At 69.1% G+C, this 23,605-nt stretch carries 19 protein-coding genes; 12 read left to right on the top strand and 7 right to left on the bottom strand.

All coding sequences use genetic code 11. From position 1 onward, the window contains the following. The first annotated feature begins 380 nt into the window (after positions 1-380). From ACWIFB_RS15365 to ACWIFB_RS15340, 6 genes are read left to right on the top strand one after another with little or no spacing between them, the layout of a single operon-like run. Positions 381-1,322: an amino acid--[acyl-carrier-protein] ligase gene (locus ACWIFB_RS15365; RefSeq protein WP_454058723.1), complete on the top strand. Its 942-nt coding sequence runs from the start codon at positions 381-383 to the stop codon at positions 1,320-1,322. Next, the gene (locus ACWIFB_RS15360; RefSeq protein ID WP_454058722.1) at positions 1,319-4,186 is read left to right on the top strand and encodes a glycosyltransferase; all 2,868 of its coding nucleotides are present in this window, start codon (positions 1,319-1,321) and stop codon (positions 4,184-4,186) included. Before ACWIFB_RS15365 ends, ACWIFB_RS15360 begins: the two co-directional genes overlap by 4 nt. Further along, a complete protein-coding gene (locus ACWIFB_RS15355) occupies positions 4,183-5,244 on the top strand; it encodes a GNAT family N-acetyltransferase (RefSeq protein WP_454058721.1) in 1,062 nt (353 codons plus the stop codon). The genes ACWIFB_RS15360 and ACWIFB_RS15355 overlap by 4 nt, the downstream gene beginning before the upstream one ends. Further along, positions 5,241-6,770 carry a flippase gene (locus ACWIFB_RS15350; RefSeq protein WP_454058720.1) on the top strand — a complete coding sequence of 510 codons (1,530 nt, stop codon included), beginning with the start codon at positions 5,241-5,243 and terminating at the stop codon, positions 6,768-6,770. The genes ACWIFB_RS15355 and ACWIFB_RS15350 overlap by 4 nt, the downstream gene beginning before the upstream one ends. Continuing rightward, complete coding sequence (locus ACWIFB_RS15345; RefSeq protein WP_454058719.1) at positions 6,770-7,567, top strand: polysaccharide deacetylase family protein; 798 nt, start codon at positions 6,770-6,772, stop codon at positions 7,565-7,567. Before ACWIFB_RS15350 ends, ACWIFB_RS15345 begins: the two co-directional genes overlap by 1 nt. Continuing rightward, positions 7,564-8,979 (top strand): O-antigen ligase family protein, encoded by a 1,416-nt coding sequence (locus ACWIFB_RS15340; protein WP_454058718.1) that lies wholly within the window; start codon positions 7,564-7,566, stop codon positions 8,977-8,979. Before ACWIFB_RS15345 ends, ACWIFB_RS15340 begins: the two co-directional genes overlap by 4 nt. Here the strand turns inward: ACWIFB_RS15340 and ACWIFB_RS15335 are convergent. Both ACWIFB_RS15335 and ACWIFB_RS15330 read right to left on the bottom strand, forming a co-directional pair. Continuing rightward, complete coding sequence (locus tag ACWIFB_RS15335; protein WP_454058717.1) at positions 8,886-10,025, bottom strand: glycosyltransferase; 1,140 nt, start codon at positions 10,023-10,025, stop codon at positions 8,886-8,888. The two genes, ACWIFB_RS15340 and ACWIFB_RS15335, sit on opposite strands and share 94 nt — an antisense overlap. Continuing rightward, positions 10,022-11,134, bottom strand: a complete 1,113-nt coding sequence (locus ACWIFB_RS15330; RefSeq protein ID WP_454058716.1) for a hypothetical protein — start codon at positions 11,132-11,134, stop codon at positions 10,022-10,024. Before ACWIFB_RS15330 ends, ACWIFB_RS15335 begins: the two co-directional genes overlap by 4 nt. Positions 11,135-11,413: 279 nt before the next feature. Between ACWIFB_RS15330 and ACWIFB_RS15325 the strand changes: the two genes are divergently transcribed. Beyond that, positions 11,414-13,189: a condensation domain-containing protein gene (locus ACWIFB_RS15325; protein WP_454058715.1), complete on the top strand. Its 1,776-nt coding sequence runs from the start codon at positions 11,414-11,416 to the stop codon at positions 13,187-13,189. Between the two features lie 68 nt (positions 13,190-13,257). Here ACWIFB_RS15325 and ACWIFB_RS15320 read toward each other — a convergent pair whose 3' ends face one another. Continuing rightward, positions 13,258-14,460, bottom strand: a complete 1,203-nt coding sequence (locus ACWIFB_RS15320) for a cellulase family glycosylhydrolase (RefSeq protein ID WP_454058714.1) — start codon at positions 14,458-14,460, stop codon at positions 13,258-13,260. 199 nt (positions 14,461-14,659) lie between these two features. Between ACWIFB_RS15320 and ACWIFB_RS15315 the strand changes: the two genes are divergently transcribed. Continuing rightward, complete coding sequence (locus tag ACWIFB_RS15315) at positions 14,660-15,193, top strand: N-acetyltransferase family protein (RefSeq protein WP_454058713.1); 534 nt, start codon at positions 14,660-14,662, stop codon at positions 15,191-15,193. 38 nt (positions 15,194-15,231) lie between these two features. Here the strand turns inward: ACWIFB_RS15315 and zapE are convergent, their stop codons facing one another. After that, positions 15,232-16,248 carry a cell division protein ZapE gene (gene zapE / locus ACWIFB_RS15310; protein ID WP_454058712.1) on the bottom strand — a complete coding sequence of 339 codons (1,017 nt, stop codon included), beginning with the start codon at positions 16,246-16,248 and terminating at the stop codon, positions 15,232-15,234. A gap of 51 nt (positions 16,249-16,299) precedes the next feature. On the opposite strand from zapE, the gene ACWIFB_RS15305 reads away from it, so the two are divergent. Genes ACWIFB_RS15305 through msrB form a run of 4 tightly spaced genes read left to right on the top strand, consistent with a single transcriptional unit; the run spans position 16,300 to position 20,299 of the window. Then, entirely contained in the window at positions 16,300-17,094 is a 795-nt protein-coding gene (locus ACWIFB_RS15305) for a dihydrofolate reductase family protein (RefSeq protein ID WP_454058711.1), read from the top strand. Next, positions 17,091-18,605: an alpha/beta hydrolase gene (locus ACWIFB_RS15300; RefSeq protein WP_454058710.1), complete on the top strand. Its 1,515-nt coding sequence runs from the start codon at positions 17,091-17,093 to the stop codon at positions 18,603-18,605. Before ACWIFB_RS15305 ends, ACWIFB_RS15300 begins: the two co-directional genes overlap by 4 nt. Before the next feature lie 53 nt (positions 18,606-18,658). Continuing rightward, a complete protein-coding gene (locus ACWIFB_RS15295; protein ID WP_452098975.1) occupies positions 18,659-19,855 on the top strand; it encodes a glycosyltransferase family 87 protein in 1,197 nt (398 codons plus the stop codon). 9 nt (positions 19,856-19,864) lie between these two features. Further along, positions 19,865-20,299, top strand: a complete 435-nt coding sequence (msrB, locus tag ACWIFB_RS15290; protein ID WP_452098976.1) for a peptide-methionine (R)-S-oxide reductase MsrB — start codon at positions 19,865-19,867, stop codon at positions 20,297-20,299. Between the two features lie 80 nt (positions 20,300-20,379). Here msrB and hemQ read toward each other — a convergent pair whose 3' ends face one another. The 3 genes from hemQ to hemE are packed head-to-tail and all read right to left on the bottom strand — an operon-like array spanning position 20,380 to position 23,564. After that, entirely contained in the window at positions 20,380-21,075 is a 696-nt protein-coding gene (hemQ, locus tag ACWIFB_RS15285) for a hydrogen peroxide-dependent heme synthase (protein WP_230928835.1), read from the bottom strand. A gap of 3 nt (positions 21,076-21,078) precedes the next feature. Then, complete coding sequence (hemG, locus tag ACWIFB_RS15280) at positions 21,079-22,464, bottom strand: protoporphyrinogen oxidase (RefSeq protein ID WP_454058709.1); 1,386 nt, start codon at positions 22,462-22,464, stop codon at positions 21,079-21,081. Next, on the bottom strand, positions 22,464-23,564 hold the full coding sequence (hemE, locus tag ACWIFB_RS15275; RefSeq protein WP_454058733.1) for a uroporphyrinogen decarboxylase: 1,101 nt from the start codon (positions 23,562-23,564) through the stop codon (positions 22,464-22,466). The genes hemG and hemE overlap by 1 nt, the downstream gene beginning before the upstream one ends. Between the last annotated feature and the right edge of the window lie 41 nt (positions 23,565-23,605).

Here is a 23,605-nt window from a genome sequence, read left to right as displayed (position 1 = left end):
TTCAGCGTTACACCAGCAGCAGGGTAAGAATCCTCACACCGGCGGGTAGACGCCGGCGGATAGTCGATTTCGATGGGGTGCGTACGGTGCACCGTCGCCCCGACCAGGTCCGCACAACTTCGAGGCTAACCGGTGGTCAGGGGCATATCCGGGATAGACCGCGACCCGGGTGCACCCCGCTTCGCGGCTCCAGCGCGCTGTGCTTTACCTCCTCGATCATGTGACCAATTCGACACGAGATAAAAATTGACTGCGAGTCCAATGGAACCGGTTGGGTAGCATCCACCACGGCACACGGGTGGGTACTCTCTCACTCTGGCATCAGGCATTGGCCGGACCGCGAGCGGCCGCTCCCCGAGACGAGAGGTGGCTGGAGGATCATGACCCCGATCTCGACACTGCACGACGAGTTCCGAGGGCGACTCATCGACGCCGGGCTCCTCATCCCCGCCGGAATACCCGGCCTCTACGCCCGGGGAGCCGGGTTCGAGCGCGTGCTGGACGCAGTCGACGGCCTGATCATCCGTGAGGGTGCTGACGCCGGGGAACTGACGCCGGGCGGCAGCGGCTACCAGCTGTACAGGTTTCCGCCGGTGTTCCCGCGAGACCTCTACGAGAAGACCGACTACATCGAGTCGTTCCCGGATCTGACGGGTGTGGTCAATACGTTCACCGGCACGAGTGCTGATCACCGCGCGCTTCTCGCGGACCGTGCGGCCGAACGCCCGTGGGATCATCATCTGTCTCCAGGCGACACGGTGATGGTGTCATCCGCCTGCCATCCTCTGTACGGGACGCTGCCGAACCCGCTCCCCGAGGGCGGAATCGCGGCCGAGGTCAACGGCTACTGCTTCCGGCATGAACCGTCAGCGGACCCCATGCGTATGCAGTCCTTCCGCATGCACGAGTACGTCCGCGTCGGGACGCCGGTGGAGGCCGCTGAATTCCGCACCGCGTGGGTCGACAGGGCCGTCCGGCTGCTCGCCGGTCTCGGGCTCGAGGTGGAGGCCGTCGCGGCCAACGACCCGTTCTTCGGCCGTGCGGGCAGACTTCTCGCCAACGAGCAACTCGCCAACGATCTCAAGACGGAGATCGTCGTCCACGTCTACGGCGAGGACCACCCGGCCGATGCCATTGCGTCGTGCAATCTCGCCGAGGACCACTTCGGTCGGAACTTCGGTCTGACCCTCGCCGACGGCTCGGTTGCACACAGCTCGTGTGTCGGGTTCGGACTCGAGCGCATCACGCTGGCATTGCTCGGGGTCCATGGGCTCGATCCGCAGCAGTGGCCCGCGGAGGTCAGGGAGTCCCTGTTCCCGTGAGCAACTCCTCGGCGTCGTTCGCGACCTGGTTCGGCCCACCTGACGCCTCCCTGTTCGGGGTCGTCAATCACCCCGTCGGACGCCACTCCGGCACCGGTGTCGTCGTCGTTCCTTCCCTCGGCATCGAGCAGGTGACCACCTACCGGGGCGCCCGGGCCCTGGCCGAGAAGCTCGCGTGCGCGGGAGTGCCGACGTTGCGCTACGACCATCCCGGAACGGGCTCGTCGACGGGCGATCAGCTCTCGGGGACGGCGTGGGAGGAATGGGAGTCCGGGGTCGTGACGGCGGTCCGGTGGATGCAGGACAGCGGTGTCGGACACGTCGTCGTGATCGGGATTCGAGCCGGCGCACTCATCGCCGCCTCCGCGCTCGCCGACGCGGACCTGCCGAACACGTCCCTGGTGGTCTGGGATCCGCCGCAGTCGGGTCGGCGGTTCCTCCGCGAACAGACAGCCAAGTATCGGCTCACCGTGGGCCAGGATCCCGCTGACCCGGGTGTCTCCACCCTCGGTGGGCACTTCTCCCCGGAAACGGCCGCACGCATCCGGAGAGCGAAGTGGGCCCCAGTGACTCGTGTGGCGATCCTCGCGGCCCGACCCGAGGTGATCGCCGACCCCCAGGTCGACGCGATTGCCGACGACGCCACCGCCACCGTGGAGCTGACCCAGAGCGAGCTCTTCACCGCTCCGCTCGCGTTCATCCACCACGTCCCCGAGCCCGACATCGAGCGGCTGTCGGCCGCCGTCCTCGCCGTCGTCGACCGTGAAGCGGTCATCGGCACGACCAGCGAGGGGGCCGTGTTCGATCCGACGCCGCGCCTCACGGCGATCGTCGCGCGCAGAGCGGACGGAACCGTCGTCGAGGAGGAACTCTCGACGGTCACCGCGAAGGAGCTCCCCCTGACCACCACCCGGGTCGTCGGGGAGCCCGTGCGGGGCGGGATCGTCTTCCAGACCACCGCGAACGAGCCGGCGTGGGGTCCGACACGAGCCTGGGTCGAGGCCGCCCGCGAAAACGCCGGAAACGGGCTGGCCTGCTACAGATTCGACAAGACCGGTGGCGGGGAGGCCGGCGCGATCGAGCCCGGCGGGCTCGCGGTGCTCTATTCCCACGCCTCGCGGGACGATGCCGCCGCCGTGCTCCGCGCGTTGCCCCTGCCGGCGCGGAATCTGCTTCTCGTCGGACTGTGTTCGGGGGCGTGGATGTCAGCCGAATCCGCGATCCGCACGCGGGCCGGCGCGGCGCTTCTGTTCGGGATGATCCAGTGGTCCCGGGTGCGCGAGCCCGTCACGAAGGAGTTCCTCCTCGCGCACGGGTACGACCTCGAGAACCAGGTCCCCCCGGCCACCGAGTCCGGCCGTACGCGACTCAAACCGCTGGCGCGCAGGTTGCTCCCGTATCGGGCGTGGGAGCAGCTCGGACGACGAGGTGTCACCCAGGTGCCGGGTCCCCTTCTGACCGACCTCGACGACGCGGGTGTCCGTACCGTCGTCGCGCTCACCCCCGAGGACGATGAACACTTCACCTTCCAGCGTGGTGACGACGGGCTGAAGCGGCTACGTCGACGCGGCTACACCGGGCGTATCGAACGCATACGCACGCCGCAAGGCGATCACAACCTGTACCGTCCGGACACCCGCCGCTCCGCGGCCCGCCTGATCCGGCGGGAAGCCGACGTGCTGCGCTCGCGCCTCGGACTCTCGGTGACCGACACACCACAGCGCCCGCTGCGCGCGTTGTTCGTCAACGAGAACATCGGCGGACACGCGACCGTCCATCACGCGCTGCGCCGTGCCCTCGCCGAGCGCTCGGATGTCGACGCGGAGTTTCTCGACGCCATGGGCCCCGGCCTCGTCGGACGCATCCTGCGGGCACCGGTCCCCGGGCTCGCCGCGCAGGACCTGGACCTGCAGCCCCTCCGGGGCCAACTGGTTCACTCGTGGGCGGTCAACCGTCGCGTGCGCGACCGACTCCGGCGCGGGGACATCGATGCGGTGCATCTCTACACACAGAACTGCATGCTCGGCGGCGCCCGGATCGTCCGGTCCGTGCCGACCGTCATCACGACGGACAGCACCGGCCTGCTCAACGCCTACAGCATCCCGTACCGCACGCCGACCCGATTCACCGCCGGCTCCAGCCGGGCCATACTGCCCTGGGAGCGGCCGGTTCTGCACGCCGCCCGGCACGTCCTCGCCAACTCCGAGCTCGTGGCCGACTCTCTGACCTCCCCGGGGTACGGGCTCTCCCCCGCGTCCGTCTCCCTCCTGAGGATGGGGATCTGGTCTCCGTACCTGACCACCCCGGTCCCGCACCGGAGCCCCGACCGTCAACCGACGATCGTCTTCGTGGGGACGTCGATGGATCGAAAGGGCGGCTCACTCCTCCTCGATGTGTGGCGCTCATCGTTCCGCGACCGCGCCGACCTCCTGTTGGTCACCCTCGACCCTGTCCCCGAGGAACCCGGTCTCCGGGTGGTCCGCGATCTCACCCCGGGGGACGACCGGCTCTGGGAGCTCCTGGCCGGCTCGGACATCATGTGCTTCCCGTCCACCATCGATCAGGCGCCCAACGTGGTTCTGGAGGCGTCGGCCGCCGGACTGCCGGTCATCGCCAATCCCGGTGGGGCGATCCCGGAGATGGTTACGGACGGTGAGACGGGCCTTCTGGTCGACGGAGCGGACCGGGATGCGGTGACGCGGGCACTCGACACGCTGGTCTCCGACCCCGTCCTGCGACGTCGGATGGGCGAGTCGGGCCACGCTCGAGTCCGAACGCACTACAGCATCGTCCATTCCGCCGACGCGATCGTCGACGCGCTCCGCCACGCGGTGAATGCGCGAGCCGAGGAGCCGAACCGATGAGTTTCACCCTCACCTCCGTCGTCGACGACCGGCTCCGGCTCGAATGGCACGCCCTCGCCGAGGACGTCGGAACCCGCTTCGCCTCCCGTCCCTCCTACGGGCTGTCCTGGCACCGCCACCTCGGCCGTGGTCCGCTCCGGGTGGCGACGGTCCATCGCGACGGTCGGTTGGTCGCCCTTGCTCCCCTGCACCAACGCCGACGCCTCGGGGTGCGGGTGTTCCGGCTGCTGGGGCACGGCCTCGGCACCGTCGGTGAAGCCCTGGCGGTCGACGACGAGGCGATGAGGGACCTGGTGGTCGGGCTCGGTACGGCCGGCGGCGTGCTCGAACTGACTCATCTCCCCGCGTCCTCTCCCCTGTTGGCCGCGATCCTGGCGCAAGGTTCCTGGAGGGCGTCGTTCACCCCCGACGATCACTGCCCCGTGATCGACCTTCCCGAGGGCGTTCGTGCCACCGATCTGCGGGGCAGGTCCACGCTCTCTCGTGCCGCCTCCACCCGCCGCAAGCTCGCCAGGGAAGGCAAGGAACTCAGGATCGAGACCGTGCGCACCCGCGAGGAGTTCGACGCACGGTGGCCCGACATCGTGGCCACCGCGGCGTCGGCGCAATCGGATCGCGGCGACGACCGGCTCAACCTGTGCGCGCCGCCCCACGACGCATTCACCAGAGAGTTCCTCCGGCAGGAGGCCGAGAACGGCCATCTACTGCTCTGGGGCGGGACCTTCGGGGGGGACTGGGGTTCCCACTTCGCCACGCTGCGTACCGGCAGCACCGCCGAACTGTGGTTCACCAGGTTCGATCCCGCGCACGGCCGGGCCCGCCCCGGGCACCTGCTCATCGAATCGATCTGTGACCACCACGACGACGTGGGAGTCACCGAGGTGGACCTGTTGATCGGTCGTAGCGGGTACAAGAAGGACTGGCAGACGCGGGAGTACCCCGTCGGCACGCTCGTCGCGATCCCCGCCGGAAACCGGACCGCCCGCGCTCGGATGGCAGCGGCGGACCGTGCCGTCTCGCTACTTCGCAGCCTCGCCGCCAGGATCGCGCCCAGGTGAGCGACGAGGGCGTGGGCACCACGGTTCCGGACGGCGCCATGGCCGCGACCGCGTCGACGCCGTCCCAGAACCGCTCGTTGATCACCAACTCGAGTGCCATGGTCATCAGCCGCATCATCACGGCCGTCTTCGGCTGGGCCGGCACCGTCGTCATCGCGCGCACGCTCTCGCCGGAGGACTGGGGCAAGTACTCGTTCATCTTCGGCCTGCTGGGGATCATGGCTCTGGTCACCGATCTCGGCGTCGGCCGCGTGGTGCTCGCCCGGCTGACAGCTGACGACCATGACGAAGCCCAGCAGGTCGCGGGGTCGTTCATTCTCCTGAGGATCCTGCTCGGGCTCCTCGGGTTCGCGGTCGCGGTCCTCTACGCCTGGGCGACGGGCCTGTCGGTCGCCTTCGTCGCGGTGGTCGCGTTCGCCGCCACCGGCGTGGTCCTCGCAACCCCGTCCAACGCCCTCCTCGTCCTGTACCAGGCCCGTCTGCGATTGGTCCCGCTGGCCCTCTGGGACGTCGTCGCCCAGATCGTCCAGTTCGCCCTCGTCCTCGTCGTCGCCGCGACCGCCCCCGGTCTCGCCTGGTTCGTCGTCCCCTCCGTGGTCAAGGAGGTGGTCGTGCTCGTGGTGCGCGGAGCCGGGGTGCTCCGCGGAAAGCTCGGTCCGCGGCCGGTGTTCAGCGCCGGCACGAGGTACTGGCGGGAGATGCTGCGGGAGGCGGTCCCGATCTCCATCGGTTTCGCGTTGATCATGCTGCTGACCAAGGTCGACATCCTGATCCTCCAGCGGTTGGACACCTACGACGCGGTCGGGATGTACGCCATCGGCTACAAGTTCTCGGACCTCGTCATCATCGTGACGGTGACCATCTCGGTACCCTTCACCACCGTCCTGATCAAGGCATGGCCGCACGACACCGAGACGTTCCGCTGCCGGACCCGGCAGGCGATGGTCGTCGCCGGCGGGCTCGGGGCCCTCGCAGTGATCGGCTTCTGGCCGACCGCCGAGTTCTTCATCGGCCTCCTCTACGGCGAAACCTTCGTCCCGGCGTCCGACGCCGCCCGGTTACTGGTCCTGTCCAGCGCGATCAGCGGCGTGACCAACACAGGGATCGTCGCCCTGGTGGCCGCACGCAAGCTGACCGTCTTCCCCTGGGTCGCGGGTGCGGGTGTCCTGCTCAACGTCGGTTTAAACTATCTCGCAATCCCCCACTTCTCGTATGACGGGGCGGCCGCGGCCACTCTCGTCACCGAGACGTTGATGTTCGTCGTCTGCCTCATCGTCGTCCAGAGAAGCCTCCGGATCGAAGGTGTGGTGGCCTGGGGGCCGCTCGTCAGGCAGCTCCTGTTGGCGGCAGCGCTCATCGTGCCCGCCGTCGTCCTGACCGGATACGCCGGACTGCCGTGGCCGCCGGTCATCGTCGCGGCACTGCTGCTGTTCGCCGCGCTCGCCGAGTACAGCGGCTCACTGGAGAACATCCCGTTACTGAGCCGGACCGCCGCGGCGTTCGGTATCGGACGAAAGGACCGATGATGCCTCGCCCGCCCGCAGCTGCCGCGATCCGTGCCGCGACGTCATTCCTCCACGCCGGGCGTTCGGGCGTGGTCCTCGCCTACCACGACATCCTGCCGGACTCCGCCGACGTCTATCAGTACGCCGTCACCGAATCGACCTTCCTGCACCAGCTCGACATCGTCGCGGGCCTGGGTCTACGCCCGGTGACCTTGTCCGAGTTCACCGACCACCTCCTCGCCGGGGACGCCTCCGGTCTCGCGGCGGTCGTATTCGATGACGCGCTCGTCGGCGTCCACAGGTATGCGATGCCCCACCTCGGTGACCGGGGCATCCCCTGGACGCTGCTTCCCGTCACCGATCATCCGGGAGTGCGGCCGCGGTGGTGGTCCGAAGCGGCACGAACGATGTCCCGCGCCGAGATCGGCGAAGCGCTGGAGGCCGGGGCGACGCTGTGCGGGCACACGGCCAATCACGTGTCGCTGCCGGACGTCGCGCCGCGGGTCGCCCTCGATGAGCTCACCCGCTCCCGGAACATCCTGTCAGAGTGGGCGGGATCGGAGGTGCGGGAGCTGTGTTATCCGTTCGGGCACCAGAACGCCGACGTGCGTGCCCTCGCGGCACGAGCCGGCTACCGCGTCGGGTACTCGTTCACCAACGGGCGCAGCCACCCCCGCACCGATCCGTTCGCCCAACCACGGATGGCGATGCATGAAGGGCTCCGCACCAAGGCGTGGCTCACCACCCTGCTACGCCCCCACCTCACGTGGCCGAAGGTCCGTGATCTGCGCGACCACGCCCGGGAGGCAGGACGATGATCGTCGGACTCGCGGTCGCTCTGGCGGTCTGCCTGGGGCTGTTCGCGCTCGCTCTCAGGCGTCCGCAGTGGGGTGTCCTGGCCATCGCGGCCCTGATGCCTCTCCACGGCCTGCTGTTGATTTATCCCGTGACAGTCTCGTTCTGGAAGGAGGCGGCGGTCCTCGCCGTTCTGGTGGCATGCCCCTTCGCGCCACGGGCCCCCCACGGCCGGACGGTGGTCGCCCCGTGGCTGATCCCGTTCGTGGTCCTCGCACCGGTCGGGATCGTCTCCGCGCTGGTCGTGCACGGTGCGCAGGCGTTCTTCCCGCTCAAGATCGCCTTCTTCTACGTTCTTCTCGCGGTGATCGCGGTGATCTTCCCGTTCGACCGGCGTGACAAGGACACGTTCGTCACTGTGCTGATCGTCACCGGGACCATCTCCGCGGTGTACGGGATCTGGCAGCAACTCATCGGTCCGCACGCGCTGGCAGACATGGGCTACGAGTGGAACGAACACATCCGCAGCGCCGGCCCGCTGTTACGGAGTTTCGGCACCTTCAACCAGCCGTTCCCGTTCGGGCTCTTCCTCATGCTGGTGATCATCATCGGCACCTCGGCGGCACTCGCCGAACCCCACCGTCTCCGATCACGACTGTTTATGCTCGCCTTCCCCGTCCTCGGTCTCGGGATGGTCCTGTCCGTGGTGCGGGCGAGCTACATCGGGGTCGTCGTGGGCCTCGTCCTCATCGGCCTACTTCTCTACCGCCGGTTCCTGGGCTGGCTTTTGGTCGGCGCAGTCGTCGGAGGTCTCGTACTCGCAGTGTTCACCGCGGTCTTCGGTACCGGTGCGCTCTCGGCCTTCATCTCCAGCAGCAGTCTCGAAGACCGCGGCGGCCACTGGACGACCAATCTCCCGCTCATCGTCACCCAACCGCTCGGTCAGGGACTCGGGACAACCGGCTCCTCGGCCGCGAAGGTCGCGGCGGGCTGGGACCCGGTCGCCCCGCTGTATCAACCCGACAGCAACGTCATCAAGATCCTGCTGGAACTGGGCCCGGTGGGCTTCGTCTGCTATACCGCCATCGTTCTGCTCATGGTGATCCCGTTGCTGCGGATGATGCCGGTCACCGAGGACCCCTTGGAGCGCGGCCTCATCGGAGGGGTTGTCGCCGCGACCCTCGCCGCGTGCGTGGCCGCACTGTTCTCGACCTATCTCGAGATCTTTCCGATGGATGCCTACTTCTGGCTGTTCCCGGCGATCGCGGCCAGCACCACCACGGCGGTACGCGATCGGATCACCGGCCGTCTACGACCCGGCCGGCCGGCGGTGCTGACGACTCACAACACGGAGTCGACCACCGCGGCGATCCGCTCCCGGAAGGTCGCCTCGGAGAAGGCTTCCGCGAACCGAGCCAGTTCCGACCGCGAATAGCGCGAGTCGTCCCAGTCGCGCATCGCTTCGGCGAGCGCAGCGACCACGACGTCGTCGTTGTCGTCGGACCCATTCACGAGCTCACCGCTGACGCCCGGAACGACGGTGTCCAACGCGCCACCCCGACCCAGCGCCAGAACCGGGGTGCCGGCGGCGATGGCCTCGACCGGCACGATGCCGAAATCCTCCTCACCGGGCATGATCAGGGCGCGTGCCCCGCGCACGAGATCCCGCATCTCGTCGCGAGGGAGACGACCCAGGAACTCGACGCCGGGCCCGGACCGCGACACGCACCGCTCCATGTCCCGGCCGTCGCCCACCACGAGCAGCCGGACCCCGGCCCGCACTGCCGCGGCCACCGCCCTGTCGACCCGCTTATAGGGCACGAGCCTGCCCACGGAGATGAAGTAGTCACCCCGGGGGGCGTCTCCCGGGGTGAAGTAGGTCGTGTCCACAGGAGGATGGACGACGAGGGCGTCCCTTCCCCACCAGTCGCGGATCCTGTCCCTGACCGCTGAGGAATTGGCGACGACCTCCTGCGGCGCAGGCGACCACCGTGCCTCGTTGGCCTTCGCCCGTGCGGCGAGCAGTCCGAGTGCGGTCCTGCCCGCGACGGCGTCCGTCTCTCCTCGGCGAAAGGCGGGGTCCCAGGCCCACCGGGCCGGGCTGTGGACGTATGCGACCGACGGGACATCGAGTGCTGCGGCAGCGATCGCGAAGGCGTGGTGGCTGATCACCATGGCGTCGGTGTCGGCGGGAGTGATGTCCGCCCTCCGGAGGGCCCACGGCACCATCGGGAGCAGCGGCGCGTAGGAGACGCCACCGACCAGGTCGTAGGCGCGCTGGAGCGGGCCGGTGCTGACCCGTTCCCCGAGGCCTGCCGGGACCCCCTCGGGCCGGGCGAACGGGACGTGGATCCTCGCGTCCGGCCAGGTCCGGGCCATCTGCTCGACCACATGCTCGCTCCCGGCGATATCCGTGAGCCGCTCATGGACCAACGCGACCCGGGGTGTGCGCGAAGAACCCTGCGCACCCGTCGCGCTCAACTCTTCCCCGGTGTTCGGACCGCCACGCGCGCGGGGACCCCGACCTCCGAGAACGTGGCCAATCCGGCCTCTGCGGTCCGACCATCGGTGGAGCGGTCATCCACCACGACCACACCCAGGTCGACGTCCGCGGCGGGCACCTCCCGCCACCACGGATCGTCGTATGGCGCGATCATCAGTCGCCCCGCATCGATACCGTCTCCACTCGGCACCTCGATCGGTTCCGTCCGTCCCAGCACCACGACGGTGCCGCCCGCGGAAAGCACCGCGGAGACCGCGGCCTCGGTCAGAGGCGGGAGCTCATCGGAGGTCGCGGAGTCGACGTCGACGGCCGCGAGGTGACGGTGACCCGCGGCCCTCGCCCAGATCGCGTCAGTACGCCGACCCCTGCGCAGACGTAGCAGTCCGAGGACCAGAACGGCGATCACCGTCGCGGTGATGCCCACGACGAATCCCGTCGAGACCGGAGCCGGCCAGCTCGGTCCAGTGCTGCCGGTCTGGGCGACGATCGTGGCGGTGGGGTAGGCGGTCCGGAGCTGCTCTGCGCCGGCCCGTGCCTCGTAGATGAGAGCGAGGAGATCCGAGGTATCCGCCGTGCGATCGATTCGACGGCGGGCCTCTATCTGCTCGTTGAGCCGGTCGATCTCCTGCTGGGCAGCCTCTGCTACGGGCTCCAGGACCTCTTCACGAGCCTCGTCGGCCCGCAGGTTCATGGCCTCGACCGCGAGATTCCCCATCTTGGCGGCCGCCAGCGGTCCGGAATGCGACCGCGTACTGATCTCCAGCAGACCGGGGATCTTCGAGGTGGTGGCCGCGACCGACGGACGCAGCCCGTACAGCGTCACGGCCTCGCCGACGCCCTCTTCGATGAAGAACCTCGCCCGCTCGTCGGTGACGTACTCGGACATCCCCGCGGCCAGTGCCTCCATGGTCGCAGCGTCCCGCTCGGCGCGACCCGGCGTGGCGACGTTCACGGTGGTCGTCGCCGTGTACTCATCGCGGAACGTGGAGGCGACCACGCCTGCCAGTAGACCGACCGCGATGCCGATCACGAGCGCTACCGGAAGCGATCTCCCCATCGACGACAGGAGCAGGCCCAGGTCGAACACCGGTGGTCGGTAGTTTCTCCCGGTCCCTACGGACGAAGCTCGCACGTCCGGGCTAGCCGTCTCCATGGATGGGTCCCTCCAGTCGATGCGGTGGCGCCGGGACCGGCACCGGCCGGACATCACAAAGCACCGCGGGATTATATCCCCCGATGGCGTCAGATGAATACTCTTCCACGTTATGGCATCGAGCACAGCCTGGAGCACCCGGTCTGGCGGTAACATGCGCGGCGAACGTCCCGGCAACAGGTGATGCCCGGACCCTGACCAGCATAGGTGCTCATGACCGACACGCTCTCCCCCCGCCTGCCGCTGATTCCCTCACAGACCGGGATGCGCGACGGGCACCTCCAGGATCCTGAGAATTCGGCATACTCGGTCGCCCAGATCGTCTGGTTCGCCGGCGAGGAGCTCTCAGAGCAGATGGTGGTCGACGCCGTGGAGATCGGGGTCAGGGATACGCATTCGATCCTCCTCGTCGCCGGAACCGATGAGAACGGCCAGTGGTACCAGCAACTCGACACCGCGTCCGAGGTTCCCGTTCATCGGGTGGATCTCTCCGCGGAGCCGGATCCGCAGCAGGCGGCCCGAGATCTCGCGTTCCGCGAGGTGCGGCGTGCGCTTCCGATCAGCGGACCCGAACTCCCGTTCAGGTCCTACGTCCTCACACTCGGGCCCACCTCCTTCGCATGGTTCGGGATCTGCCACCACATGTTCATCGACGGGTACGGGGCGACTCTCCTGCGTGCCAGGGTCGGTCAGGTCCTGGGCGCGCTCGCAGCAGGTCAGGCCGTCCCTGACTCCCCCCTGGGAAGCATCACCGACCTGATCGCCGCGACTCCCGAGCCCGATCCCGCCGATCTCGAGTTCTGGAAGGCCCACCTGGACGGAGCGCCGGAGGTCATCAGCTTCGCCGATCGTGTCGCACCGCCGGCCCCGCTCTACGAGATGATCGATTTCCGCGTCCCGCGCTTCACCACTCGGGTCGCCGAGGCCCTCGACGGGGTGAACTGGGCACACGTCGCGGCGGCAGCCGCGATCGCGTACACGTCGGTGATCCTCGAGAGCCCGGCGGTCGTCGTGGGTCTCCCCGTCACCGGCCGATTCACGCCGGAGGAGAAGATGACCCCGTCCCAGTCGATGGGCGCTCTACCGCTGCACCTGCGCGTCGATCACGCGGCCACGATCCCCGACCTCGTCACCGTGTTCCGGAATACGGTTCGCACCACGAAGAACCACCAGCGACAGGCGCCCGATGCCCTTCGCGCCGAACTGCCGGTCGCATGGCGTACCGGGCGGGTCTACGGGCCGATGGTCAACGTCATTCCCTTTGAGATCCCGTCGATGGCGGGAGCACTCGAAACCGGGTTGGAAGTGGTCAGTCACGGCCCCTGCGATGATCTCTCGTTCACCATCACGCCGGCGCCCGGGGACGGGATCCGGACCGAGATGCTGTTCAATCCCTCGATCTATCCCGCCTCGGATCGCGTTCTGCACGCGCAGCGGTTCGCCGACTGGCTGGAGCAGGTGGCCGCACGGCCGGACGCCCCCGTCTCCGACCTGGTCTGCCTCACCGCGGCCGAACAGAGCCTCCACGCCGAGCTCGCCGACACCGCGGGGCCCGACTCTCCCCAACCACTGGAGTGGGGCACGAACTGCACCGTCGCCGATCTCGCCTCGAGCGTCGGCCTCACCGACGTCACGGGAATCGAGGTCCGGTCTGATCTCGGTCGGCCATCCGTCTTCGGGCGACCCGGCCGCGTCGTGTTCCTGACTCCCCGGGGCGCCCGGGAGTCCGACCTGCTGGTCTCACTCGGCCGCGACGGACTCGAATACCGCGGAACTACTGAGGATCGCGTCGTGGTGAACGGCGCCCATGTCGAACTGGACGCCGTGCGCCGGGCCGTCACGCGCGATCCGCGGTATACCGGCGCAGAGGTCACCGCATCCGGACGGCGGATCACCATCCGACCCGCCGGGAAGACGTCCCGCGAAGAGAACGAGGAGATCGCCGCGCGCGTCGCCGAGGTCACGTCGGCGCCGGTCGTGATTCGCTGAGGCGCCATCCGGCACGGGCCCCGGCTCGACTGGGGTCGGAGGGCCTGCCGGCGACCGACGGTCGTGCTCTAAGAAACGGAGCCCAGAGCCGGCTGGTCGCCGAGCTCCGGCATGGGGTTCGCCACCGAGCCGCCGCCGGTGTCTACGCAGTCCCTGATCGCCTCCTGGATCGCTGCCGCCGCAGGCTTAGGTGTTTGATCCCAGTGGTAGATACCGAAATGCGACTCGGGATCGTTTGACGACTCGGCATTGTCGATCAGCGTGTAGATGAAGATCGGGCCGATCGCAGGGTGCGCGGTCGCGAGCTCATACGATTCTGCGATCATCGCGGCCTGCTTCTCGACCGGGACGGTCCTGTCCGCCGCCTCGGGTCGGGTGGGGGCCCCGTACTCGGTGAGCCAGATCTTCTTGTCCCCGTCACCATTGCGGCGCATGAGTTCGACGATGGCGTCCAGCTTCCCGAAAGTGTTCCAGGACGCATCATGCGAGGGCATCTCAGGGTGCGAGTAGGGGTGCATTCCGATGGCATCCGCGTACTGGTTCCCGCCCAGGTCGTAGAACGCCGTGAGGAACCTCACGGGTTCGATCCGGCCACGCAGGTCGTCGGCCGGAGCCAACCCCGCGGAGATCACGGTGGCGGTGGGGTCGGCCGCGTGAATCGCCGGGTACGCGGCCTTGATCAACTCGACATAGTGGCTGACGTCCGGATCGGGCCAGAACCTGGGCAGGTTCGGCTCGTTCCAGATCTCGTAGCCGTCCACGTCATCGCCGTAGCGATCCGCCACGGCCCCTGCGAACCGCGCGTAGTTCGCCGCGAACTGGCGATGGGCGTCGGTGATCTGGCCGGGCCCGGGGACCTGCTGCCAGTCGGGAACCGAATGGACGAGAAGGAGCGGCGTCAAACCCGCGTCGAGGGCATGCCTCATCCGCATATCCAGCGCCGTCCAGTCGTAGCGCCCCGGATTGCTCTCAACCTCCGACCAGTTCGCGTTGATCCGCAACCGTCCCATGCCCAGATCCCGCGTTGTCTCGGTGGCGAGGTCGTAGTCCTCCGACGAGAACACATCCCAGTCCGCGTTGGTGGCCATCCCGATGTTCAGGCACGGCGGCTGATCCCGGAGCGACTCGACGGTTGCGGTGGGCTTGTGCGCCGGGGGCGGGGAATATCCCCACAGGATCCCGGAGACGACCGCGATCGACGACGCCATCGCGACGATCACCGTGCCCCATGAACGAAGTGGGGACACACGACCGGCAGGTCCGGTTCTCATGTATCTCGCTCCCTCTCGGCGTTCCCGCCGGATCGATACGACCGGCCATTCTTCGGACGATCACGCCCCGGCCGATTCGGTGGTGACCGGTTGGCCGAAGGCTGTCGTGTCGACCACTGTGATCATTCCATCACATCGAATCAACCGGAGAGGGCTGTCGCAGAACCGGGAAATGCACCCGGCCCCTAGGATTGTGGCCGTGACAGTCTCCGTTCGCCGCGCGTGCCCCGATGACGTGCCCGCCCTCGCCGACCTCGCTGCACGGACGTTCCCCCTGGCGTGCCCGCCCGGGTTGGCCGCGGCCGCCATCGACGCCTTCGTCGCCGAGAACCTCAGCGAGGCGGCCTTCGCCGAATACCTCCGGGCCCCGGGGCATACGGTGCTGGTCGGTCTAGACAAGTTCGGCGAGGTAAGGGCGTATGCGTTGCTCGTCGACGGTACGGGGATGGATCCGGAGTGCGCGTCGGTGCTCACGGGCCTGTCCACGGTCGGGGTGAGCAAGTTCTACGTCGACCCGGCGTTGCACGGCCTGGGCGTGGCCGGGGTCCTGCTCGACGCCGCGGTCGCCACAGCGCGGCAGGCCGGTGCATCGAGTCTCTGGCTAGCGACGAACGTCGACAACGCCCGGGCCCGGGCGTTCTACGTCAGGAACGGCTTCGCCGAGCGCGGGACACGCGTCTTCACCGTCGGCGGCACTGAGAACAACGACGTGGTGTTGGAGAAGCCCCTGTAGGAAGTGGTGTCCGAAAAGCCCGTGCAGGACGGCCCCGTTCAGCCGCCGACAGTGTCGAAACGGGAGAGCGCGAGCAGTCGAGAGGTGGCCCGTAGGTACTTCTTCCGGTAACCGCCGGCCACCATCTCGTCAGTGAAGATCGCATCGAGCTTCATCCCGGAGTTGCGTACGGGGATACCGGCGTCGTAGAGACGGTCCGCGAGAACCACCAGTCGTAGCGCGATGGACTGGTCCGGGAGCGGCTTGACCCCACTCAGACACACGCGGTTGACCCCGTCCACGAGCCGGTTGTACTTGGACGGGTGCAGGGTCGCGAGGTGCCGGCACAGCGCGTCGAAATCGTCCAGGGTCGCTCCCGGTGCCGCCGCGGCATCGGCGGCGAGTGCCTCGTCGGACATCGGCTCGGGGGCCGGCGGCAGGTTGCGGTGCCGGTAGTCCGGGCCGTCGACGCGGATCGAATCGAAGATGCCGGACATCTTGCGGATCTCCCGCATGAAGTCCTTGGCCGCGAACCGGCCCTCCCCCAGCTGTTCGGGAAGGGTGTTGGACGTGGCGGCGACGCTCACGCCGGCAGCGGTCAATTCCGCCAGAAGACGCGAGACCAGCATCGTGTCACCGGGATCGTCCAGCTCGAACTCGTCGATGCACAGGACGGAATGTCCGGACAGTTCCTCGACCGCCCGGTTGAAACCGAGCGCGCCGACCACGTGCGTCAGCTCCACGAACGTCCCGAACGCCTTGGGTGCGGGACAGTCGTGGTAGATCGAGGTCAGCAGGTGGGTCTTGCCCACGCCGAACCCACCGTCCAGGTAGATGCCCGTCCCCTGCACGACCTTCGGACGACGGCCGAAGAACCCCTTCTTGGGCGCCCGACGCGCGGTGACGGTCTCGGCGAACTCGCGACACGCCTTGACCGCCGCGGCCTGCGAAGGCTGGGCCGGGTCGGGAATGTACGAATCGAAACTCACGTCGTCGAACATCGTCGGCGGCACCATCTGGGCCACTAGCTGATCGGCGGGAACCACCGGGGTGACGTCTACGAGGCGGGAGACCATGAGCAGAGCCTATCGTGGGGGAACCCCACGTCAGAATGGAGGACATCCGAGGTGCACAGCACGCGACCCGCCGTGTTCGACGACGACCCCGCGGCCCTGGATGTCCTGTGGCACGCGTTGCATCCCGAGCCAGGCGGCCCGGATGTCCGGATTCGCGCGGTGATGATCTCCTCGGTGGACGGAACCACCGCCGTCGACGGACGAAGCGGGCCGCTGGGGACGCCCACCGACCGCCTGGTCTACGACGCGATGCGCGCACGCGCCGACGTCGTGCTGGTCGGCTCCGGAACCGCCCTCGCAGAGGGCTACGGCCCCGCCCGGATCGCGAGTGCCTGGGCGGGCCGTAGGTCACGTCCGGCCCCGCCGGTCCTCGTCGTCACCCGTTCGATTCCCGGCGAGTTGATCGCGCAGTGTTGCTCGGCCGGCGGCGGACTGGAGATCGCGGCCGCCGCCACCACCCCACGGGATCGGGTCGACGCCGCCCGCGAGGCGGGTGTGACGGTCCACGTCATGCCCGACGGGCCCTATGCAGAGGCACTGCGCACACTCCTTCGTGACCTCGGAGCGGGCGAGGTCGCGTTCGAAGGTGGCCCTCGCCTGCTCGGGGAGTTCCTGACACAGGGCCTGGTCGATGAACTCGTGCTCTCGCTGGCACCGGAGGTCGTCGTGGGCGGCCGGGGTCCGGGGCTGGTGAACGCGGACGAGCCCCGGCGCGTGCCGATGCGGGTGGTGACCGCGTTCACATGCCCCCGGGGCGGTCTCTACACCCGGTGGGTCGTCGATCACGCCCCGACGGATGTCGGGCGCACCGACAGCGTTGATCGGACGAACGAGGCGAACGGATGAGGCACACACGAGCGGGTCGACTGGTCACCGCCGGACTGACGGTTCTCTTCCTGGCCGCGACGTCGTGCGCACCGCTGCCGGCCACCGGCCCACGGCTGGCCACCGGCGACGACCCCCGCTCGAACGGCGGGACGGGAACCGACGACAGCGGCCCACCGGAACGGCCGGAGTGGCTCGCCCCGGAGTCCGAACCCGAGTGGGTGAACTGCGGCGATCGCGGAATCAGCGGGATCCCGGACACAGTGACCGCCCGGTGCGGACTCGCCGGGCAATCACCCTCGATCCGTCTGTCGTCGACTGCCACGCCGGACGACGCGGCACCTCTCGTCGTCGTCGCCGGCCCCGAGACCCCCGCATCGGAGCTGGCTCCCCGCCTGGTCTCCTCCGGTACCGAGTTGGTCGACAGTCGGCCGCTCGTCGTCGTCGACCACCGGGGCCGCACCGACGCCGCAGGCGCGTGTCTGACATTCGCGGCGCGACGGACCCTCGACGGCCTCGCCGATGCCGGGGCCGACCCCGGCTCGCCCGAGCTCCGCGGCGAGCTGGCCGACGCCTCCCAGTCGTGCACGGACGAACTCCAGGGGCGCGAACTCGACTACGGCGCCGTGGGCGCGGCGCAGGACCTCGAGGTACTCCGCCAGCACTGGGACGTGCCGGGTCTGGCGATCCTCGGCATCGGGGCAGGCGCGCAGACCGCGCTGGCCTACTCCTCCACCCACCCCGACAGGTTGTCGGTCCTCGCGCTGGACTCCCCGGCGCCGGACGACGGCGATCAGGAGGGCACCGCCCGGGCCGCCCTCGCCGGATCGGATGCCGCCCTCCGGCTGTGGGCATCCTCGTGCACCCGGCCCGAATGCGGGCCCGGCGACGCCGACCAGAAGGTCGAGGCGGTCTCCGCCGCGCTCGACAGGGCGCAGGAACCCCTCGCTGACATCCCTGCAGCGCTGCTCTCGGACGTTGTCCGCTCCGCGCTGGGCGATCTGTCCGGCGCCTCCGCGCCCGAGCCCTCCGGCGGTGACATCATCCTCGGCGACCTCATCGCCGCCGGGCCCGGAGAAACTCCCGAGAGCGTGCGGGGGCGGGCCGAGACGCTGAGTCGGTCCTCCCTCCCCTACGTCGCCGGCTGTTCCGACCTGTCGCAACGAGTTCCCGTCAGCCGGGTCGACGAACTCGAGGCGGAATGGGCCGACACCCCGCCGTTCGGAGAGATCCTCGCCGCCCAGCTCTCCGCGTGCTCCACCTGGCCCGTCCCGGCCCCGATGCCGCTACAGGTCCCGCCCACGGTTCCGATTCTCCTGCTGGCGGGTATCGCCGATCCCGTCGCCGGCGCCGCCTACCTCGAACCGACCGCGGGCCGACTCACCGCTGCCGGCGCCACCGAGGTCCGCACCGTCAGCTGGGGGGCTCCCGGTTCAGCGGTGATGCTGCACTCCGGCTGTGCGCGAGAGGCGGTGACGACCTTCCTCGACGACCCGGCGGCAGCCGAGAAATCCACCGCCTGTCCGTCCTGACGAACCGGAGTGCCTCACCCGGGGGCAGGGGCCCGGGCGGTAGCCTCCTCAGCGTGCCGCTGCCCACCCGAAGCTCGACGACCGTGCCCCGCATCCTCGCCAATGTCCTCTGGCCACTGGCGGTCATGACGGTGATCCACCGTGTCCTGATCAGGGCCGTCAACGGCGCGATCACCAACGATTTCGCCACGGTGTACGCCGCCACCCGGCGCTTCCTTGCGGGCGAGCCCGTCTACTCCGAGAACCTGCTCACCGTGCAGCCGCACTACCTGTACGCCCCGAGTGGGACGTTGCTCCTGTCGCCATTCGGGGTAATCGACAACTACACGATCTCCAGGTGGCTGTTCATCCTCATCAACACCGCGGCAATCATCGCCGCATTGTGGCTGCTCATGAGGATGTTCGACCTCGACGTGAAGTCGTTCGCCGCCCCCGCGATCCTCCTCGCGGCGTTCAGCACCGAAGCGGTGACCAACACGCTGGTGTTCACGAACATCAACGGCGTGATCTTCCTCTGCCAGGCCGCGTTCCTGTACCTGTTGCACACGCGGCGTCTCTGGTGGGCAGGTGTCGCGATGGGGCTGTCGCTGGCCGTCAAGCCGATGCTCGCCCCGCTGCTGGTACTGCCGTTGATCCGTAAGCAGTGGCAGCCGTTCGTGGGCGCGCTGGCCATCCCCGCGGCCGCGATGGCGGCGGGATGGGCGCTGACGGTCGACGCCTCCCGGTACCTCGACACCACCATGCCGTACATGGGGCAGGTGCGTGATTACTACAACAGCTCGATCGCCGGTCTCGGCGTCTACTACGGCATTCCCGAGCCGCTGATCCTGGTCGCCCGGATCCTGGTCGTCGCGGCGACCCTGCTCGCGGTGTGGCTGCTGCTGGACTACCGGCACAACAACGAGGTGCTGTGGCTGGCCACCACCTCGGGAGTCGTCCTGGCCGGGGTATTCCTCGTGTCCACGCTCGGCCAGATGTACTACTCCATGATGCTGATCCCGCTCATGCTCACCGTGGTCCTCAAGGGGTCCCTGGTGCGGACCTGGCCCGCCTGGCTGGCGGCGTACGCGTTCTTCTTCCCGGACAACTGGGAGTCCGTGCGCTGGCCCTACTACGGCCGGGTCATGGAGTTCGCGCACCCGACGCTGGGCTGGCTCCTCATCCTCGCCACGATCCTGGTCGTGCTCCTGTGGCGCCGCGCGGCCCCGGGCCGGCACGAGCGGATCGCACCCGCCGCCACGTCGGCGTAGCCTGCGGTCATGAGCGAGTCCACCGATACCAACGCCCCGCAGCCGAACTTCACCCTCGACGACGCCGAGTGGCGCCGCCGGCTGACCCCCGACGAGTATCAGGTCCTGCGCCGGGCGGGCACCGAGCGGCCCTTCACCGGCGAGTACAACGACACCAAGACCGAGGGCGTCTACCGCTGCCGCGGCTGCGGCGCCGAACTGTTCCGTAGCGAGGGCAAGTTCGAGTCCAGCTGCGGTTGGCCGTCGTTCTTCACCCCGCTCGCCGGCGACTCGGTGATCGAGCGCGTCGACGACTCCATGGGGATGCGCCGGATCGAGGTGCTGTGCGCGAACTGCCACGGCCATCTCGGGCACGTCTTCGAGGGCGAGGGCTACCCCACCCCGACCGACCTGCGCTACTGCATCAATTCCCTCAGCCTGACGCTCGAGCCGACACAGAACTGATCCGCGCCCGCGCGACCGGAGACGAGCAGAGCCCGCCGGGGTCGATCCCCGGCGGGCTCTGCTCGTCTCCCCTGCAGGAGTCAGGGCATCGTGGTGGCGAGCTTCTCGGCGGTCACGCGCGGCCCGGTGAAGAACGGGATCTCCTCGCGCACGTGGCGCCGGGCCTCGGTGGCGCGCATCTCGCGCATGAGGTCGACGATCCTGTCGAGCGCGGGTGCCTCGAACGCCAGCAGCCATTCGTAGTCACCCAGCGTGAACGCGGGGACGGTATTGGCGCGCACATCCGGGAACTCCCGGGCGGCGCGGCCGTGGGCGGCGAGGATCTGGCGCCGCTCCTCGTCCGGCAGCAGGTACCACTCGTAGGAGCGGACGAACGGGTACACCGAGATGAACGCACCGGGCTCCTCCTCCGCGAGGAACGCCGGGATATGGCTCTTGTTGAACTCCGCCGGGCGGTGCAGGGCCGTGTTGGACCAGAACGCGGTGCTGGCCTTACCCAGCAGGGTGGTGCGGCGGAACTCGTTGTAGAACCCCTGGAGGTCCTCGATGTGCTCGGCGTGGGTCCAGATCATGAAGTCGGCCTCGGCGCGCAGGCCGGAGACGTCGTACATCCCGCGGACCACGACGTCGGTGTCCTCGTACCCGGCGAGGAACTTCTCGAGATCCGCGGCCACCGCGGCCCGGTCCTCCCCGAGCTGCCCCGGCGTCACGGTGAAGACCGAGAACATCAGGTAGCGAAGAGTCGAGTTAAGCTTGGAGTAGTCAAGGCGTGCCATGGCTCAATCCTGCCACTTCCCGGCCAACCGGCGGGCCGCGACCCGGGCCGACCCCACGCAGGAGGGCACCCCGACCCCCTCGGTCGCACCGCCGACGAGCTCGACCCCGGGGAGGTCCTCGACGAGACGGCCGCGGATGCCGGCGATCAGCGCATCGTGACCCGGGCCGATCTCGGCGAGGGCGTTGTCCCAGCGGCGCACCCGCGAGTGCAGGACGGTGGGGGTCGATCCGCACACCCCGGCCAGCGCGGAGACCGCCATCCGGACCAGTGTGAGGTCGTCCGTTGCGAGTATCTCGTCGTCGTCGAGCCTGCCGAAGGACACCCGCACCAGATGGCCGCGCCGGTCGTCCAGGTGTGGCCACTTACGGCTCGAGAACGTCATCGCCTTGAACGGCACTGGTTCGTCGGTGGCGACGAGCACCCCGGATCGTTCGGGCAGGTCGAGGGAGCGGTCGACCTCGAGCGCCACCACCGCCGAGGAGGCGGTGCGGATCCCCGACAGCGCCCGCACCGCGTCGTCGACTCCCCCGGCCGCGGTGAGGAGCGGTGCGGCGAGCGGGACCGGGACCGCGACGACGACGAGGTCGGCCTCATGCGTCCACGGACCACGATCGTCGGAGCCGACCAGCGCGTATCCCCCGCTGTCCCGTCGGATCGCGGTGCACCGCGCCCCGGTCACCACCCGCGCCCGGGACGCACGGACGAGCGCGTCCACGAGGACGCGGTAGCCACCGGACAGGGTGGCGAACACCGGGCCGGGGGTGCGGTGCGCGGTGAGATCCCTGGCCGCCGCGGTGAGGTTGGGCGCCCCGCGGTCCAGCGCGTCGGCCAGGCCGGGCACCACCTGGCGCAGCCCCAACCCCACGCTGGGCGCGGCGTACACGCCACCCAGCATCGGGTCGACCAGACGGGCCACCACCGCGGAACCGAAGCGGTCGGCGACCAACCTGCCCAGGGCGACGTCCCCGCCGGGGGCCCAGTCGAGAGGCAGCTCCGGCTCCCGCGCCGCCCGCTCCACGTCCGCCGGCCGGAGCACCCCGGACAGTGTCGACGCATCGGAGGGCAGACCCATCAGCGTGCCGGCCGGCATCGGGACGAGACGGCCGCCGGTGAGGATGGCGGGACCGAGGGTCCCGGGATGCCGCAGTTCGTGTGTCAGACCGAGTTCGGCGACGAGCTCCGAGGCCTCCGGGCGCCTGCCGATGAACGCCTCGGCACCGAGCTCCATGGGGCCGGACGGGAAGTCGGCCGTATCCAGGCAGCCACCGGGCACCGGCGACGCCTCGAACACCGTGACCCGGGCGCCCGGGAGGTCCCGGGACAGTTGATAGGCGGCCGTCAGCCCACTGAGGCCGCCACCCACCACGGCGACGCGTGGGGCCGCCATTACTCGGCGGTCAGCTCGTGGACGAGCTCCACGACGTGGGTCACCGCCGTCGGGTCCGTGCTCGGTAGGACCCCGTGTCCGAGGTTGAACACGTGGCCGCGTGCGCCGGCCTCCCGCGCACGTCGTCCCTCGGCCACGATGCGCGTGACCTCGGCGTCGAGGGCGGAGCGATCGGCGAACAGCATCGCCGGGTCGAGGTTTCCCTGGAGGACCTTGCCCGGCACGCGGGTGGCGGCGTCATCGAGCGGGATCCGCCAGTCCACGCCCACGACCTCCGGGCCCGCCTCGCCCATAGCGCCGAGCAGTTCGCCGGTGCCCACGCCGAAGTGGGTGCGCGGGACGCTCGAGACCACGTCATCGGCGAAGATCCGGGTGGAGTGCGGCAGCACCAGTGAACGGTAGTCGCGCTGCGTGAGCGCACCGGCCCAGGAGTCGAACAGCTGGACCGCGTCCACGCCGGCGCCCACCTGGGCACGCAGGAAGACCGTCGTGAGGTCGGCGATCCTGGACATGAGATCGTTCCAGAGGTCCGGACGCGAGTACATGAGCGACTTGGTGTGCTCGTGGTTACGGCTCGGCCCCCCTTCGATCAGGTAGGACGCAAGCGTGAACGGGGCGCCGGCGAACCCGATGAGCGCGACACCCGGGTCCAACTCGCCGATGATGAGGCGGACCGCCTCCTCGATCTTCTCCAGCCGGTCCGGGGTCAGTTCGGGGAACGCCGCGATGCCCGCCTCGTCGCGGATCGGCTCCGCCACCACCGGGCCCACGCCCGGGACGATGTCGATGTCCACACCGGCCGCCGCGAGCGGAATCACGATGTCGGAGAAGAAGATCGCGGCGTCCACGCCGTGACGACGCACCGGCTGGAGCGTGATCTCACACGTCATCGCCGGATCGAAGCACGCCTCGAGCATGCTCGAGGTGCCGCGCACCTGCTTGTACTCGGGCAGCGATCGCCCCGCCTGGCGCATGAACCACACCGGCGTGTGGGGGCCGCCCTTGCCGGTCACCTCGTCGAGATAGGGGCCGGCCCCCGGGCGGCGGCCGATGGTCGCGGCGCTGGTCGGGGCGTCGCCAGAGGGAGAGGTCGAGGGCATATCGGAGTTCAACACGCCCTCCATGGTCCCATGAATGGGCC

This window comes from Dietzia sp. NPDC055340, assembly GCF_053645335.1.
This window is presented reverse-complemented; position numbering and strand designations above follow the sequence as displayed.